This is a genomic window from Lacinutrix venerupis, assembly GCF_003663945.1.
GTDB classification, from domain to species: Bacteria; Bacteroidota; Bacteroidia; order Flavobacteriales; family Flavobacteriaceae; genus Lacinutrix; species Lacinutrix venerupis.
Genome location: NZ_RCCH01000004.1, coordinates 218,503 through 235,370 on the forward strand (window position 1 = coordinate 218,503; position 16,868 = coordinate 235,370).

Sequence of the window (16,868 nt, forward strand, 5' to 3'; positions counted from 1 at the left end):
GTATTATATTATTTTTACTTTGATATCAATTATAAATATGAAGACATACCTTACGCTTATTATATTCCTATCTATATTATTAAATAGTTTTGGACAAAATAACCATAAATATGTAAAGCTTTCAGAGGAGAAAAAAGGTAAACGCATAACACTCTATGCAACAAATACAGATTCTATTTCTTACGATGTTTTTTTAAAAGTAGATACTAAAGATTTTAGAAGAAGCAGTAACAGACCTATTATTAGAAATATTGCTGCAAATAGTAAAATTAAATTAATGACATTAATACAATTAAATGGAACAGAAGGTAATTATGATTCTGTTTTTGTTGTAAACGAAGTCGCCTATGCTTTAGAATTTAACAAAGACCATGAAGCTATTGATTTTAAACTAGATAAAGCCATTAAAGACAAAAAGGTCACAATTTTCACTAAAGATGATTGTTTAATTTGTCCAGATACAAAACGTATTTTAACTAATAACAAAATTGCTTTTACAGAATACAATATAGATAAAGACAGTATAAATTACCTTAAAATAATTAAAGAGTTTAGAGCAGACAAAGAAAATTTATTCGAAAATCGAATACCTCTTTTAAAAGTTGATGATAAAGTATTTAACAAAATAAAAAGTGTTGAAGATTTTATAGCAGCATTACGTGAAGCTTTTAATTAAGTTCTTCTGCATTCAATAATAACCATTAAGATATATAATAAAATAAATAAAAAACATAACTAATTACAATTATAAAGTAGGAATGAATACATTAAAAAACAAAAAAGCAATAATTACAGGAGGAAGCAGAGGTTTAGGCAAAGCTACAGCTATCGCTTTCGCAAAAGAAGGTATTGATATCGCTATAACAGGAAGAAATGAAGCTGTCTTAATAGAAACCGTTACAGAATTAAAAACTTATGGAGTTAATGCCATTTATTCAGTTTTTGATGTTAGTAATTATGATGAAGTGAAATCTAACATTAAAACCATAATAAAAGAGCTTGGCACTATAGATATTCTAGTAAACAATGCAGGTATTGCTGCTTTTGGAACACTTAACGACATGGATGTTAACCAATGGAGCCAAATAATACAAACCAATCTTATGGGAATGTATTATGTTACAAAAGAAGTTCTTCCTTATTTAATAGATAAAAACCAAGGAGACATTATAAACATTTCTTCAACAGCAGGATTAAATGGTAATGCAAGCACATCGGCATATTCTGCATCTAAATTTGCAGTAATAGGAATGTCTGAATCTTTAATGAAAGAGGTTCGCAAAAACAACATTAGAGTTTGCACATTAACACCAAGCACAATAGCCTCAGACATGTCTATAAATTTAGGCATCGCAGATAAAAATTCTGAAGATAGTGTTTTACAACCTGAAGATTTTGCAGAATTAATAGTTGCTGGTTTAAAACTTCCTCGAAGAGCAATGCTTAAAAGTGCTGCTTTATGGTCTACCAATCCTTAATTTTTAATGAAGTAAAACTGTAATTTTATTCCATTAAAAAATTAAAATAAAAAAAGCTTTGCAATATTGCAAAGCTTTTTTTGTCGGGGTGGCAGGATTCGAACCTGCGGCCTCCACGTCCCAAACGTGGCGCGATAACCGGGCTACGCTACACCCCGAAAATATTTATTAAACTAAAATATTAAATTTTAGAAGTGCAAATATACTTTACTTATTTAAATAACAAACTATTTTTATTGTAAATTGTAGAAAACTTTTAAATTAAAAAATGAAAACAAGAAAATTAACTTACATATTACTTTTTTTTATTTCACTTTCCTCGTGTGCTCAAGACAAAAATCCTGTTAATAATAAAAACTCTCACGAAATTATTGTACCAGATTTAATTAATCCTTGGGGATTTGTGTTTCTTCCAGATGCATCTATTTTAATTACAGAAAAAGAGGGAAAGATTATTCATTTTAAAAACAAAATAAAAAAAGAAATTAAAGGATTACCTAATATTTATGTTCGAGGCCAAGGAGGTTTATTAGATATTAACATTCATCCAGATTATAAAAATAACGGTTGGGTTTATTTTTCTTATGCTTCACCAAAAGGTGAAGAAAAAGGAGGAAATACTGCGATTATGAGAGCAAAAATTAAAAACGATTCTTTAATTGAAAAACAACTATTCTACAAAGCAGAACCAAATACCACAAGAGGTCAACATTTTGGATCTCGTATTGTTTTTGATAAAGACGGCTATTTATTTTTCTCTATTGGTGAGCGTGGAAATAGAGATGAAAATCCGCAAGATATTACTAAAGATGGCGGTAAAATTTACCGCTTGAATGATGATGGCACAATACCTGAAGATAATCCGTTTGTAAACTCAGAAAATGCTAAAACAGCCATTTGGTCTTATGGACATCGCAATCCACAAGGTATGGAATTGCATCCTGAAACTAAAGCTATTTGGTCTCACGAACACGGTCCTAAAGGTGGAGATGAAATAAATATTATTGAAAAAGGTAAAAATTACGGCTGGCCAGTTATAACTTATGGTAAAAATTATTCTGGAACCTCAATAACAGACGAAACAGAAAAAGAAGGAATGGAGCAACCGTTACATTATTGGGATCCATCTATTGCACCAAGTGGTATGGCTTTTATTTCTTCAGATAAATATGGAGATTGGAAAGGTAGCCTTTTAGTTGGCTCCTTAAAATTTAGCTATTTAGATCGTTGCACATTAAAAAACGGGAAGGTTATTAAAGAGGAAAGACTTCTTGACGATATTGGTAGAGTACGTTCTATAGAACAAGGACCTGATGGTTTTATTTATGTTGGTGTAGAAAATTTAGGAATAGTTAAATTAATAAGAAGTTAAGTATGAAAAACTTCAGCTTCATTTTATGTCTTTTAATTTTTATTTGCTCTTGCAATTCTTCAGATAAAAAAATCGCAGAAAATTTAATTTCAGTTAGACAAGATTTTTCTGAAGGCAAAGAAATTTACAACGACTTTTGTATACAATGTCACATGCCAAATGGAGAAGGTGTACCAAAAACTTTTCCGCCTTTAGCTAATTCGGATTATCTTAAAAACAATAGAATAAAAAGTATAAAAGCTATTAAATACGGCCTTTCTGGTGAAATTACAGTTAATGGCGTAAAGTATAACACAACTATGGCTGCACAAGGTTTAAGTGATAAAGAAATAGCTAGCGTAATGAATTATATTACAAACAGTTGGGGAAACAAAAACAACTCGTTAATAACTGAAGAAGAAGTTTCGAAGATTGAGCGCTAATATTTTGTTTCAAATTCCTAAATTTGTTTGATTAAATCTAACAAAACAAAACATGCTTATAATAGGAATTGCTGGTGGTACTGGATGTGGTAAAACCACTGTGGTAGAGCAAATAATGAATGAACTTCCAGAAGGAGAAGTTGGTATAATATCTCAAGACTCATATTACAAAGACACTTCAGATTTGTCTTACGAGGAGCGTGTTAAAATTAATTTTGACCACCCAAAGTCTATAGATTTTAAGTTATTGAGACAACATCTTACCACCTTAAAAGCTGGTAATAGTATAGAACAACCTGTATATTCTTTTGTAGATCATAATAGAACAAAAGAAACAATTACTACACACCCAAAACATGTAATGATTGTTGAAGGTATTCTAATTCTTAGCAAACCTAAAATTAGAGATATGTTCGATATTAAAATATTTGTTCATGCAGATAGCGATGAGCGTTTAATTAGACGTGTAAAAAGAGATATTGCTGAGCGAGGTAGAGATATAGACGAGGTTTTAACACGTTACCAAACAACATTAAAACCAATGCATCAACAATTTATTGAGCCAATGAAAGAGTATGCAGACTTAATAATACCAAACAATAAATATAATACTGTTGCTGTTGATATTGTACGTACAATAATTAACGAAAAACTAAATTAATGCTTAAATATTTTAAAAATAAATTTTTAATTATTTTTATAGGATTCGCTTTGTGGATGCTTTTTTGGGACAGTAATTCTTTATTAATCCATAATGAACTTAATAGCGATATTGAGAAGTTAGAAAATGAAAAGAATTATTACAGAAAAGAAATTATTAAAGACAACAAGGCAATTAAAGAGCTAAAAAAAGAAGAAGGTTTAGAGAAATTTGCTCGCGAAGAGTATTACATGAAGCGTGATAATGAAGACATTTATATTATTGAATATCAAGACAGTTTAAATTTTAAAACAGATGAGTAAAAAGTTATTTAATGAATTTGATACTGTTTCTGATAAAGCTTGGAAACAAAAAATACAAGTAGATTTAAAAGGTGCAGACTATAACGATACTTTAATTTGGAACACAAGTGAAGATATTAATGTTAAACCATTTTATCATATAAATGATTTTGAAGACCAACCTTTTTTAGAAGTAGCATCAAATACATGGTCTATTTGTGAAACTATTTTTGTTTTCGATGTCGAAAAATCCAATAAAAAAGCTCTAAATGCAATTAAAAAAGGAGCAGAAAGTATATATTTTATTGTACCAAATAGAGAAGTATCTATAGAACTTTTAATAAAAGACATAGACTCCTCTACTACTCCATTATACTTTGAGTTACAATTTTTAGATTTAGAATACACAAAAAAATTAACTGCTATTTCAGGTGTTTCCGTTTTAACAGACACCGTTGGTAATCTTGCTAAATCAGGAAATTGGTTTAATAATTTGCAAGACGATTTTAGTATTTTAAGCAATATTATTTCAACAAACAACAACTCGCTTAGCGTAGATTTAAGTTTATACCAAAATGCAGGAGCAACCATTATACAGCAATTGGCTTACAGTTTAGCACATGCTAACGAATATTTAAATTATTTTAAAAACAACTTAAACTCTAAAATTACTTTTAAAGTTTCGGTTGGCACTAACTATTTTTTTGAAATAGCAAAGCTTCGCGCATTACGCGTATTATGGAAAACTCTAGCAACAGAATATAATGTTTTAGAAGAATGCCATATAATAGCAACTCCTACAAAACGTAATAAAACTGTATACGATTACAACACAAACATGTTACGCACAACTACAGAATGTATGAGTGCTATTCTTGGTGGAGCAAATACCATTTGCAACCTTCCTTACGATGCTATTTATCATAAAAACAATGAGTTTGGCGAGCGTATTTCTAGAAACCAACTTTTAGTTTTAAAGCATGAAAGCTATTTTAATATTGTAGAAAATGCATCCGATGGTGCTTATTATATAGAAAGTTTAACGCAGCAACTAGCAGAGAAAGCCTTAACACTATTTAAAGATATTGAACTTAACGGCGGTTTTTTAAAACAACTAAAAGATGGGCAAATTCAAAAAAAAATAAAAGAAAGCGCAGCAAAAGAGCAAGCTAGTTTTGATTGTGGAGAGATTACATTATTAGGTACAAATAAGCACCCAAATAAAGACGATAAAATGAAAAACGAACTAGAACTCTATCCTTTTTTAAAAACAAATACAAGGAAAACGTTAATTGAACCCATTTTAGAAAAAAGATTAGCAGAAACTATTGAACAAAATCGATTAAAAACTGAATAATTATTTTACAAATGAAAACAATTTTTAAACTTTTAACTTTAGTAACATTAATTACATGCTTTAACTGCAATAACAGTAACCAAATTGATTACAAATATGCCGAAAAACCAAACCTATTAGCTTGCGATTTACCTGATGAAAATTTACTAAAAGAAGCTGTTTACTCTTTTGAAAATGATATTGTTAATACTTATGATATGCAAAACAGAAATATTGCAAAATCATACTCTAATTTTATAAATTTTAAACAAAGAGGTCGATTAAACATTAAAACTATCGCTAGCGAACATAGTTTAAATATTGCTAAAATATTAAAGGAAAAAACTAATTTGTGGGTAACAGAAAATGGCATCACTTCTTTAAACAACTCAAACACCTTAATAAACTGTATTGCAAAAAATATAAAAGACAAGAGTATTAACACTACTTATAATGCTCTATTGTCTACCAACAGCTTTGAGCCGCGTTTAATATTACCTCTTTTAAGTGGAAACTCAAGACATATTCAAGTAGATGGAGCTTTAAAAACACATGTTGCAATGGCTTTTTTCTACTCAGAGTTACTTGATGTAAATTTAGAAGAATTAACCAATCCAAATCCAAAAACTCCAGCTGAACCAGCAACACCAGCTCTTAATGGTATAGACTTAAATAAAACACCTTCAAAAACTGCTCCAGTTAAAACATCTACAAGACCAGGTCACGAAGGACATAATCATGATTAATGAGTAGAAAAGATATTCAACATATTTCCATAAAACCTGAAATTAAAAGTCAGGATTCTAAAACAGTAAATAATTATACTACTGCTGAAGATATATTAATTAAATCTAATTATTCTAAGTCTGATTTAGAAAATTTAGAGCATTTAGGATTTGTAGCTGGTATTGCACCAAATTTACGTGGACCATACTCTACAATGTATGTTCGTAGACCTTGGACAATTAGACAATATGCAGGATTTTCTACAGCTGAAGAAAGTAATGCTTTCTACAGAAGAAATTTAGCGGCAGGACAAAAAGGTCTATCTGTTGCTTTCGATTTAGCTACACATAGAGGTTACGATAGTGATCACGAACGCGTAGTTGGAGATGTTGGTAAAGCTGGAGTAGCCATAGATAGTGTAGAAGACATGAAAGTGCTTTTCGATAAGATTCCGCTAGATAAAATGAGCGTTTCTATGACTATGAATGGTGCCGTTTTACCAATATTAGCTTTTTATATTGTTGCTGCCGAAGAGCAAGGCGTTAAACCTGAACAATTAGCAGGAACCATACAAAATGATATATTAAAGGAGTTTATGGTGCGTAATACATACATCTATCCTCCCACACCATCAATGCAAATTATTTCGGATATTTTTGAGTACACCAGTAAAAATATGCCAAAATTCAATAGCATTAGTATTTCTGGCTATCACATGCAAGAAGCTGGAGCAACTTGCGATATAGAACTAGCATATACATTAGCTGATGGTTTAGAATACATAAAAAAAGGATTAGCCGCAGGTATGGATATAGATACTTTTGCACCAAGACTATCATTCTTTTGGGCTATAGGCATGAATCATTTTATGGAAATTGCTAAAATGAGAGCAGCTAGGATGTTATGGGCAAAATTAGTAAAGCAATTTAACCCTAAAAATCAAAAATCATTAGCATTACGTACTCATTGCCAAACAAGCGGCTGGAGTTTAACAGAACAAGATCCTTTTAACAATGTAGCTCGTACTACCATAGAAGCTGCTGCCGCTGCTTTTGGCGGCACACAAAGTTTACATACCAATGCATTAGATGAAGCAATTGCATTACCAACAGACTTCTCGGCAAGAATTGCAAGAAATACTCAAATATTTCTACAAGAAGAAACACATATTACTAAATCTGTAGATCCTTGGGCAGGAAGTTATTATGTAGAAAAACTAACACATGATATCGCGCAAAAAGCATGGTCTTTAATTGAAGAGGTTGAAGAACTTGGAGGCATGACTAAAGCTATAGAAGCTGGTATACCTAAATTAAGGATTGAAGAAGCTGCAGCAAGAAAACAAGCAAGAATAGACTCTGGACAAGATATTATTGTTGGTGTTAATAAATATGTTTTAGACGAAGAAGATCCGCTTCATATTTTAGAAGTCGACAATCAAACTGTTAGAAAGCAACAAATAGAGCGTTTAGAAAAAACAAAAGCAAATCGAGACACTAAAAAAGTAAATGATGCTCTCGAAAATTTAACACAAGCAGCACAATCTAAAAAAGAAAATTTATTAGCTTTAGCTGTAATAGCAGCAAGAGAACGTGCTACTTTAGGAGAAATTAGTGATGCTTTAGAAGCTGTTTACGGTAGGTATAAAGCGCAAATAAAATCATTTTCTGGTGTGTATAGTAAAGAAATAAAAGAAGATAAAAGTTTTGAAAAGGCAAAACAATTAGCAGACCAGTTTGCAGAACAAGATGGCCGTAGACCACGTATTATGATTGCTAAAATGGGACAAGATGGGCACGACCGTGGCGCTAAAGTTGTAGCCACTGGTTATGCAGATGTTGGTTTCGATGTAGATATTGGCCCACTATTTCAAACACCTCATGAAGCAGCAAAACAAGCTGTTGAAAACGATGTACATATTTTAGGAGTTTCTAGTTTAGCCGCAGGACATAAAACATTGGTTCCGCAAGTAATTGCAGAGCTAAAAAAATATGGCAGAGAAGATATTATGGTTATTGTAGGTGGTGTTATACCAAAGCAAGATTATCAATATTTATTTGATGCAGGAGCCGTTGCTGTATTTGGACCTGGAACCAAAATTAGTGAGGCAGCAATAACTATTTTAGAAATACTTATAGATTAAATGAAAAAAACATTTTTAATAGTTTGTACCTGTCTTTTTTCTTTTTTGAGTTTTTCGCAAACAGAAAAAAATATTATCTATCAAGACAAATACGGAATTCAAATTTCTGAGGAAACATTTCTACAATATGATAAAGTAAAAAATTATATTGTAAAGACTGAGAATGATAATACTATAACAAATAAAATTACTCCTAGGTTAGGATTCTCACAGCTAAATAACAATCAATTAAATATAATACATAGTAAATTAAAAAATTTGATTGGAAATGAATTTAATCCAAAAAAAAATATTGCAATCCATACATTTAATAAAGAGAGAAAAGCGCTAAAAAAAGCGATAAATAATAAGCAATATTGGGATTATATTAAATACACAAATACAACCAATGAAAAATATCAATCTTTTTTAGTAATCTCAAAAGATTCAAAAGAAGTAAAATCGAAAAAAAGAAAGGTTTATATAGACAATGAAAATTTTATTTTAAATACTTTTTTCTCTAAATCTATTTTCGATATTAACCATATAATAATAAAACCCGATGGCAAACTATATACTTTCTATGGAAATCCTGATATTTTAATGGCTTTAGATTCTTTATTTCTTTAATTATTCATATTAATTAAAAAAACAATGAAATTATACTGTAAGCGGTGTTCAAGTAACGTTAAGTTACCTATTTTAAAACATTTTAGTACATTACAAATGGAACAAAATTTGATAACTTATTGTAGATCATGAAATACTTTCATTTAAAACATACAAACTTATTCGCCATTGGTTTATTGTTATGTTTTACTGTTTCCTTTCCTGTTATTGTTTTTGCTCAAGACATTACATATCCAAAAGCACAAAAAAAAGAAAGTATAGTTGAAAAGGCATTTTTAAAAAAAAAGAAAAGACAAATTCGTTTTAGCGGTAACGATGGCCCATACATTATAAACGACACTTTATATCGTGTAACTTCAGAAAGTAAACTTTTAGTTACTCCTTTTTTTAATAGAGATTCAATTCGTGTTAAAGTAGATAATATAGAAAAAGATACCTTTTTTGTGCCATTACAAAAAGAGTACAATATTCCCGAAACTGTTTACAATCTACCTGAGAAAATGGTGGTTATTTCAGATATTGAAGGAAAATACAATGCTTTTGCGGGATTTTTATATGCTAATAAAATTATAGATGAAAACCATAATTGGATTTTTGGAAATGGCCATTTAGTTTTAGGTGGCGATTTTATGGACAGAGGCAGAAATGTTACTCAAGTACTTTGGCTTATTTATAAACTAGAACAACAAGCAAAAAAACAAGACGGACAAGTACATTTTATTTTAGGCAATCATGAAATCCTTAATTTTTTTGGCGACCATAGGTATAACCGTGGCAAGTACATAAAAGCTGCACAAGAAATTAGTCAATTAGAAGATAAAAAAGAAGCTATTAAATATTTATATTCTACACGTTCTGAAATAGGAAAATGGTTAGCCACAAAAAATGTAATTGAAAAAATTGGAGACTATCTTTTTGTTCATGCCGGAATAAGCCCAGAAATTTTAGATTATAAATTAAGTTTAGAACAAATAAATAAACTTGTTCGCACTCATTTTACTGGCACAGAAAATTTAATAGATGAAAAAGTAAATTTTCTTTATAGTTTAAAAGGTCCTTTTTGGTATCGCGGACTTGTAAAAAGGAGATTTCAATACGACAAAATTACACCATTAGAGCTTGATAGAGTTTTAAAATTTTACGATGCAAAAAAAATAATTATTGGCCACACTCCTGTAGATTCTATTACTACAGGTTTTAACGGAAAAGTTATTATTACAGACGTTAATCATGGTTACATAAAATTTACAGGACAAACAAAAGGATTATTAATAGAAAATAATCAAGAATTTATAATAGATGATGCTGGCTTAAAAAAACCATTAGCAAACTAATTATAAAGATTTAAAGTGGTTGTCTAAAAAGGTTAATCTATTTTCTAAAGATGTCTTTAAATACTCGTAATGCTCCTTATTTGTATTCTCATTAAGTTTATTTATCCATACCAATTGCTCTCTCTCATATATCTTTTCTTTTGTAAATTTATTATAAACTTTATCTATTCTAGATAGTAAGGCATCATTACTAAATTCGTTTGCTCTTAATGCTATCCATCTGTCTTTTAATTTCTGGTTAAAATTGTTTGGATTTAACTTTATTAAACGATTAAAAAGCCCATTTCCTAAAACAAAATCTGAAACATGCTCTCTTTCTCCATCTCGTATAATTCCTAAAACACCATCTAAATCCCAAGCAACAAAAAAGTAAGGTTCATTTTTATTATACTTTCCTAAATAGTAGTTTTTACCTAAATTATCTGTTGCTCGCATTGCGTTAACAAATAAATAATAATTTATAACATTTTCAATATTAACCTTATTAGCAATATTATTAGAAAATGATTCATCTGTACCTTTAACAACAAGTTGTTGAAGTTCGAATAAGTTTTCAAAATGCGATTTATAGTTTATAAAAGGATACTCTGTTCTCCAACCACTCCAATGTGGAAAAAGATTATTAAATTTCTCTGGAGCTTTAGTAAAATCTGGTCCTCCATCGTAAGAATTAGCCTTATACAATTCTCCATTAACTACATTGCCCTCACTTTTTTTAATTTGTAATTGCTTTCTATCTACAGATTCCGAGAATTGATAAATACCATAATATTCGTTATTTTTAAAAAGTTCAACATACTTAACTTCAAAACCATTTTTAGCTTCTGGTTCTTTATCTAAATAATAAGGTTTTTGTATATCTAACCATAAATTAGTCGCCACATCCGAGTGTAAACGCAAAGGTTCGTTATACATCCCGTCAAGAATCCAATCATCATCAGATCGCATACCTTTAAATTTTAAATCTTTTTTTTCTTGAGAAGTTTTATCTGTCCAAAATTCTATATCAAAAGATTTTTTAGGAAAGCTTAAAGACAAATTACCTCGATACCTCACTCCCATTACACTTTCAATAAATTCCTTATTATTATAATAGGTAAAATTACCAGCGATTTTAGACTCGTTAGTCATATTTTCTGTATCTATGGTAATATGAATTAATGGTATTTTAGAAATATATAACGTGTAATCATCGCCATTAGTTACGTTAATACCTTCGTTATAAGACAACTTTTTAGAAGTGTTTTTTAAAGAAAAATCCTCATTAAAATTAATACTTACTATATTCTTATTTTTTGAGAGTATGGCATCTAAATTCTGTTGATGCCAAACAATAATTTTATTTTTTTTATCAACTCCAAAACTTCCTTGATCTGCCGTGACCATATCTTGTGCAGAACACTGTGTAAGAAAGAGTAAAATAAAAGACATAAGTGTTAATTGAGATAAATACTTCATTATATTATTTAATTTTCTTAAAAATAGCGAATAAAAACTTTAATCTATTATACATTAATATAACATTACAATATTTATGCCTTAATACATTTTTTAAATATAGACTAACGTAAATTTAAAAATGCAACTAAAAAAGTTTAACCAACTGTTAACAACTTCGGTTTTATTAACTCATAAATAGTTGTATTTTTACGCTGGACTTTTTTATTTTAAGTTCACTAATAAAACCAAATCATTTAATGGGTAAAATTATTGCCATTGCCAATCAAAAAGGAGGTGTTGGGAAAACAACAACCTCAGTTAATTTAGCAGCTTCTTTAGGCGTTTTAGAGAAAAAGGTATTGCTTATAGATGCAGATCCACAAGCAAATTCAACATCTGGATTAGGTATAGATGTAGAAACTGTAGAGGTTGGAACTTACCAACTTTTAGAGCATACAAACTCTGCAAAAGAAGCTATTGTAAATACAAATACGCCTAACTTAGATATTATTCCTGCGCATATAGATTTAGTTGCCATAGAAATTGAGCTTGTAGATAAAGACTCTAGAGAGTACATGCTTAAAAAAGCTTTAAACGATATAAAGGATGAGTACGATTTTATTATTATTGATTGTGCACCATCTCTTGGCTTACTAACTTTAAATGCTTTAACTGCAGCAGATGCTGTAATTATACCTATTCAATGCGAATATTTTGCTTTAGAAGGTTTAGGTAAATTATTAAATACTATAAAAAGTGTACAAAAAATACACAATACTGCTTTAGACATAGAAGGTTTACTATTAACTATGTACGATTCGCGCTTACGCCTATCTAACCAAGTAGTTGAAGAAGTACAAAAACATTTTAACGATATGGTTTTTGAAACCATAATACAACGTAATGTTAAGCTTAGCGAAGCACCAAGTTATGGTGAAAATATAATTAATTACGACGCGTCTAGTAAAGGTGCGGCTAATTATTTAAGTTTAGCAAAAGAAGTAATAAATAAAAACTCCTAAACTATGGCGAAGGCAACTAAGAAACAGGCTTTAGGTAGAGGTCTTTCGGCTTTATTAAAAGACCCTAGTAACGACATACAATCTGTACAAGACAAAAACGCAGATAAAGTAATTGGTAATATTGTAGAGTTAGAATTGGATGCTATAGAAATGAATCCTTTTCAACCAAGAACAAGTTTTAACGAAGAAGCATTACGCGAATTAGCATCTTCTATAAAAGAATTAGGTGTAATACAACCTATAACTGTTAGAAAATTAGGTTTTGAAAAATACCAATTAGTATCTGGAGAACGTCGTTTTCGCGCAAGTAAATCTATTGGGCTAGAAACTATTCCTGCTTATATTCGTATTGCAAACGACCAAGAAAGTCTGGAAATGGCATTGGTTGAAAACATCCAACGTCAAGATTTAGATCCTATTGAAATAGCTTTATCATACCAACGTTTAATTGATGAAATTCAATTAACTCAAGAGCAAATGAGTGAACGTGTTGGAAAAAAACGTTCTACAATTGCAAACTACTTACGTTTGTTAAAACTCGATCCTATTATTCAAACGGGAATGCGAGATGGTTTTTTGTCAATGGGACATGGACGAGCAATTATTAATATTGAAGACCAATCCATACAGTTAGATATTTACGAAAAAATATTAGCTAACAAGTTATCTGTTAGAGAAACTGAAGCTTTAGTTAAAAACTATAATAGTACAAACGAAGTTGTTATACCTAAAAAAGCAACAAAAGAAGAGTTGCCAAAATATGTTAAAAAAGGAATGGCAGCATTTTCAGAATACTTTGGCCACAAAATAGACGTTAAAATATCTAGTAATGGTAAAGGAAAAATAACAATTCCTTTTCATTCTGAAGAAGATTTCAATCGTATTAAAAAGTTAGTCCAAGGTGACAAATAAAATTCTCATATCTGTTTTTTGTTTACTATTTAGTTTTTCGGCTTTAGCGCAAGAAGAAAAAGAAAAAAACACTAAAACTTCAAAAGAAAACAAAAAAGAGCAAACTCAAGAAATTGAGGAAGGCCTGGTTATTAATCCAGCAGATTCTTTATTGGTAAGAAAGGAAATCGATCCGCTTCGTCCATCTAAAGCGGCCTTCTACTCTGCTGTTTTACCTGGTTTAGGGCAAGCTTATAATAAAAAGTATTGGAAAATTCCTATTGTTTATGCAGCCATTGGAACTGGTGTTTATTTTTATATAGACAATAATAAGCAATACAATCGTGTACGTGATGCTTACAAACGTAGATTAGCAGGCTTTAATGATGATGAATTTGAAAAATTCACAGACGATGCATTACGTGAAGCACAAAAATCTTCCAGACGAAATAAAGAATTATCACTTTTAGTAACCGTTGGATTATATGCTTTAAATATTATTGATGCTAATGTAGATGCACATTTACTACAATATAATGTAGACGATAATTTAAGTTTTAAACCGCATTATAAACTTGATGAGTTTGAAAGAAAAGGAACCGTTGGCTTAACAATGAATTTTAAACTAGATTAAAAGTATAGATTATGAAAATTGCTTTACTTGGCTATGGAAAAATGGGAAAAACAATTGAAACTATCGCTTTAAGTCGAGGCCACGAAATTGTTATAAAAACATCTGAAGCTTTAAATTCTGAAATTACTGCTGCAGATATTGCCATAGATTTTAGTATTCCAGAAGCTGCATTTACAAATATTTCTAACTGTATAAACCATAATATTCCAGTTATTTCTGGAACAACAGGTTGGTTAGACAATTACAATAAAATTGTAAGTCTTTGTGAAGAAAAAAAAGGAGCATTTATATATGCATCTAATTTTAGTTTAGGCGTAAATATTTTTTTCGAGCTAAATAAAACATTAGCAAAAATGATGTCTTCATTAAAAGATTACAATGTTGATATTGAAGAAATACACCATACACAAAAACTAGACGCTCCTAGTGGTACAGCTATTTCTTTAGCCGAAGATATTATTGAGAACCACAATAATTTCACTTCATGGAAACTAGATGGTAATAAAGACAACGTACTTCCTATTACTGCAAAGCGTATTGAAAATGTTCCAGGAACTCATAATATTACCTACAAAAGTGAAGTGGACACTATAGAAATAAACCATATTGCACACAATCGACAAGGTTTTGCTTTAGGAGCCGTAATTGCTGCAGAATGGCTACACGGTAAAACTGGTGTTTACACAATGAAAGATGTGTTAAATATTGGTTAACTTTAAATAAAAATGTAACATTTGCAATAGCAAAAACACTAATAAAACTATTAAATATTAGTACAAAATATAGATTATGGACGGAACACAATGGATTATATTCTTCTTAATTATTCAAGTTATACACGGCTTAGCTACCTGGAAGTTATATATTAAAGCAGGAAGACAAGCTTGGGAAGCGTTTGTACCTATTTATAACGCTGTTATTTTAATGAAAATAATTAATAGACCTTGGTGGTGGACAATATTGCTTTTCTTACCTATTGTAAACCTTATCATGTTTCCAGTTGTTTGGGTAGAAACCGCTAGAAGCTTTGGAAAAAACTCAAGACTAGACACCTTTCTTGCTATTGTATCTTTGGGCTTTTATAATTTTTATTTAAACTATGTTGCAGATGTTAATTATATAGAAAACAGAAGTTTACTAGCAGGAAGTAGTGCTGGAGATTGGATAAGTTCTATATTATTTGCTATTGTTGCAGCAACAATTGTACATACTTATTTTATACAACCTTTTGTTATTCCATCATCTTCACTAGAAAAAACATTACTTGTAGGAGACTTTCTATTCGTTAGTAAATTTCATTATGGAGCAAGAGTACCTATGACTACGGTAGCATTACCAATGGTACACGATTCTATTCCTAAAACAAAAATGAAATCGTACTTATTTAGCGATAAATATGAAGAACGTAACACCTCTTGGAAAAATAAGTTACAACTACCTTATATGCGACTGCCTGGTTTTCAAAATATAACAAGAAATGAAATTGTTGTGTTTAACCAACCTGCAGATACTTTGCTGGATATGAATGTGTTTACACCAGATAGAAATTACTATAAACCTATAGACAAGAAAACTAATTTAGTAAAACGCTGCGTAGGTATTCCTGGAGACACTTTAGAGCTTAGAGAAGGTATTGTATATATAAATGGCGAAAAAAATGTACTACCAGATAGAGCACGACTACAATTCTTTTATACTGTAAAAACAAAAGGAGATATTAGACAACTCTTTAATAAATATGAAATTACAGAAAGCAGTGGAAGTGAAACTTATTATATTGAAAACAAGTATTTAGACGATCCTAAAATTAAAGACTTTATAAATGCTAGCCAAGATATAAATCTAAATATAATTAAAAGAGACTCTTTAAAAACTGAAGTTTCTGGAAGGCTTAATCAGCGCTTTTTCAATCGCTTGAACATGACTGTAGCTAATACAAATTACATTGGCAACATGACACAAGAACTTGCCGAAAAAGTAGCTAAAGACCCAAATGTAATTTCTGTAGAAAAAGTAAACTCTAAAACTCCAGACAGTAGATTGTTTCCGCAAGATTCGGAATTTCCATTCACAGCCGATAATTTTGGACCAATATACATCCCTAAAAAAGGAGAGTCTTTAGATTTAACTATACAAAATTTACCGTTATACAAACGTGTAATTGGTGAATACGAAGGAAACAATATAACTTCTCGCGGAAACCAAATTTTAATCAATGGTGAGGTTGCTAAAAGTTATACTTTTAAACAAGACTACTACTGGATGATGGGAGACAATAGACAAAACTCAATCGATTCTAGGTATTGGGGATTTGTACCTTTCGATCATGTTGTTGGGAAACCTGTTTTAGTATGGATGAGTTTTGATACTATAAAGAAAAAAATACGCTGGGATAGACTATTTACAACAGTTCATGGTACAGGAAAAGCAACATCGTTTTTAATACCTGTTTTAGTTTTAATTGCTGGTTTAATTGCTTTTAATAGATTTAGAAAACGTAAAAAAGCTAAACTATAGTT

The 16,868-nt window shown here is 30.2% G+C and carries 17 protein-coding genes and 1 tRNA gene; 16 read left to right on the forward strand and 2 right to left on the reverse strand.

The window, feature by feature from the left end:
- Window positions 1–37 precede the first annotated feature (37 nt).
- Both CLV86_RS07585 and CLV86_RS07590 read left to right on the forward strand, forming a co-directional pair.
- Window positions 38–676, forward strand: coding sequence for a glutaredoxin family protein (locus tag CLV86_RS07585; RefSeq protein ID WP_076733674.1), 639 nt, complete (start codon window positions 38–40; stop codon window positions 674–676).
- 82 nt (window positions 677–758) lie between these two features.
- The gene (locus CLV86_RS07590; protein WP_121051342.1) at window positions 759–1,478 is read left to right on the forward strand and encodes a 3-ketoacyl-ACP reductase; all 720 of its coding nucleotides are present in this window, start codon (window positions 759–761) and stop codon (window positions 1,476–1,478) included.
- A gap of 83 nt (window positions 1,479–1,561) precedes the next feature.
- On the opposite strand, the gene CLV86_RS07595 is transcribed toward CLV86_RS07590, so the two are convergent.
- Window positions 1,562–1,636: transfer RNA gene (locus CLV86_RS07595), tRNA-Pro, on the reverse strand.
- A 110-nt stretch (window positions 1,637–1,746) separates the two neighbouring features.
- Between CLV86_RS07595 and CLV86_RS07600 the strand changes: the two genes are divergently transcribed.
- The 9 genes from CLV86_RS07600 (at window position 1,747) to CLV86_RS07640 (ending at window position 10,362) form a co-directional block, all read left to right on the forward strand.
- On the forward strand, window positions 1,747–2,850 hold the full coding sequence (locus CLV86_RS07600; RefSeq protein WP_121051344.1) for a PQQ-dependent sugar dehydrogenase: 1,104 nt from the start codon (window positions 1,747–1,749) through the stop codon (window positions 2,848–2,850).
- 2 nt (window positions 2,851–2,852) lie between these two features.
- Window positions 2,853–3,272: a c-type cytochrome gene (locus tag CLV86_RS07605; protein WP_121051346.1), complete on the forward strand. Its 420-nt coding sequence runs from the start codon at window positions 2,853–2,855 to the stop codon at window positions 3,270–3,272.
- Window positions 3,273–3,324: 52 nt separating this feature from the next.
- Window positions 3,325–3,933 (forward strand): uridine kinase, encoded by a 609-nt coding sequence (gene udk / locus CLV86_RS07610; protein WP_076733678.1) that lies wholly within the window; start codon window positions 3,325–3,327, stop codon window positions 3,931–3,933.
- Window positions 3,933–4,235: an FtsB family cell division protein gene (locus CLV86_RS07615; RefSeq protein WP_076733679.1), complete on the forward strand. Its 303-nt coding sequence runs from the start codon at window positions 3,933–3,935 to the stop codon at window positions 4,233–4,235. Before udk ends, CLV86_RS07615 begins: the two co-directional genes overlap by 1 nt.
- Window positions 4,228–5,571 (forward strand): methylmalonyl-CoA mutase subunit beta, encoded by a 1,344-nt coding sequence (locus CLV86_RS07620; RefSeq protein ID WP_121051348.1) that lies wholly within the window; start codon window positions 4,228–4,230, stop codon window positions 5,569–5,571. Before CLV86_RS07615 ends, CLV86_RS07620 begins: the two co-directional genes overlap by 8 nt.
- Window positions 5,572–5,582: 11 nt before the next feature.
- Window positions 5,583–6,296, forward strand: coding sequence for a hypothetical protein (locus CLV86_RS07625; protein ID WP_121051350.1), 714 nt, complete (start codon window positions 5,583–5,585; stop codon window positions 6,294–6,296).
- Window positions 6,296–8,419, forward strand: coding sequence for a methylmalonyl-CoA mutase (scpA, locus tag CLV86_RS07630; RefSeq protein ID WP_121051352.1), 2,124 nt, complete (start codon window positions 6,296–6,298; stop codon window positions 8,417–8,419). Before CLV86_RS07625 ends, scpA begins: the two co-directional genes overlap by 1 nt.
- The gene (locus tag CLV86_RS07635; RefSeq protein WP_121051354.1) at window positions 8,420–9,028 is read left to right on the forward strand and encodes a hypothetical protein; all 609 of its coding nucleotides are present in this window, start codon (window positions 8,420–8,422) and stop codon (window positions 9,026–9,028) included.
- A gap of 128 nt (window positions 9,029–9,156) precedes the next feature.
- Window positions 9,157–10,362, forward strand: a complete 1,206-nt coding sequence (locus CLV86_RS07640; RefSeq protein ID WP_121051356.1) for a metallophosphoesterase — start codon at window positions 9,157–9,159, stop codon at window positions 10,360–10,362.
- Here CLV86_RS07640 and CLV86_RS07645 read toward each other — a convergent pair whose 3' ends face one another.
- Window positions 10,363–11,820 carry a CotH kinase family protein gene (locus CLV86_RS07645; RefSeq protein ID WP_121051358.1) on the reverse strand — a complete coding sequence of 486 codons (1,458 nt, stop codon included), beginning with the start codon at window positions 11,818–11,820 and terminating at the stop codon, window positions 10,363–10,365.
- A gap of 239 nt (window positions 11,821–12,059) precedes the next feature.
- Here CLV86_RS07645 and CLV86_RS07650 point away from each other — a divergent pair, with 239 nt between their 5' ends.
- From CLV86_RS07650 to lepB, 5 genes are all read left to right on the forward strand, one after another.
- Window positions 12,060–12,824, forward strand: coding sequence for a ParA family protein (locus CLV86_RS07650; protein WP_076733686.1), 765 nt, complete (start codon window positions 12,060–12,062; stop codon window positions 12,822–12,824).
- Window positions 12,825–12,827: 3 nt separating this feature from the next.
- Window positions 12,828–13,736, forward strand: a complete 909-nt coding sequence (locus tag CLV86_RS07655; RefSeq protein WP_076733687.1) for a ParB/RepB/Spo0J family partition protein — start codon at window positions 12,828–12,830, stop codon at window positions 13,734–13,736.
- On the forward strand, window positions 13,726–14,349 hold the full coding sequence (locus CLV86_RS07660; RefSeq protein ID WP_121051360.1) for a DUF5683 domain-containing protein: 624 nt from the start codon (window positions 13,726–13,728) through the stop codon (window positions 14,347–14,349). Before CLV86_RS07655 ends, CLV86_RS07660 begins: the two co-directional genes overlap by 11 nt.
- A gap of 11 nt (window positions 14,350–14,360) precedes the next feature.
- Window positions 14,361–15,062: a 4-hydroxy-tetrahydrodipicolinate reductase gene (gene dapB, locus CLV86_RS07665; protein WP_121051362.1), complete on the forward strand. Its 702-nt coding sequence runs from the start codon at window positions 14,361–14,363 to the stop codon at window positions 15,060–15,062.
- Between the two features lie 76 nt (window positions 15,063–15,138).
- Complete coding sequence (lepB, locus tag CLV86_RS07670) at window positions 15,139–16,866, forward strand: signal peptidase I (RefSeq protein WP_121051364.1); 1,728 nt, start codon at window positions 15,139–15,141, stop codon at window positions 16,864–16,866.
- Window positions 16,867–16,868: the final 2 nt, after the last annotated feature.